Annotated in this window: 1 pseudogene; it reads left to right on the top strand. The window is 56.6% G+C overall.

What is annotated here, in order from left to right:
- Positions 1-256, top strand: a pseudogene (locus tag HP401_RS29595) (hypothetical protein); the annotation flags it as partial.

Below are 256 nucleotides of genomic sequence, written 5' to 3'. Positions count from 1 at the left end.
TATCGACATCCAGAAGGACACCGTCAAAATCCACCTCGACATCGATCCGAAGCAGCCCAAGGCAGAGGCGAGCTGGTTCCCGTATGCTACGGTCTATTCAGCAGAGGGTAACAGCGGTTTTCACTGCATGCCGCAAATGGGTGACTCCGTCAAGCTGTACTTCTCCACACCAGATGAAGAAGGGGCCATGGCAGTTAGCTCCGTGCGAAAAGGCGGGGGCAGCACGGCGAAGACGGGCAATCCCGGCATCAAGTAC

Origin of the sequence: Brevibacillus sp. HB2.2, assembly GCF_013284275.1 — a bacterium.
GTDB classification, from domain to species: domain Bacteria; phylum Bacillota; class Bacilli; order Brevibacillales; family Brevibacillaceae; genus Brevibacillus; species Brevibacillus brevis_D.
Note: the sequence above shows the minus strand (reverse complement) of the source record. Positions and strands in the feature narration are given on the sequence as shown.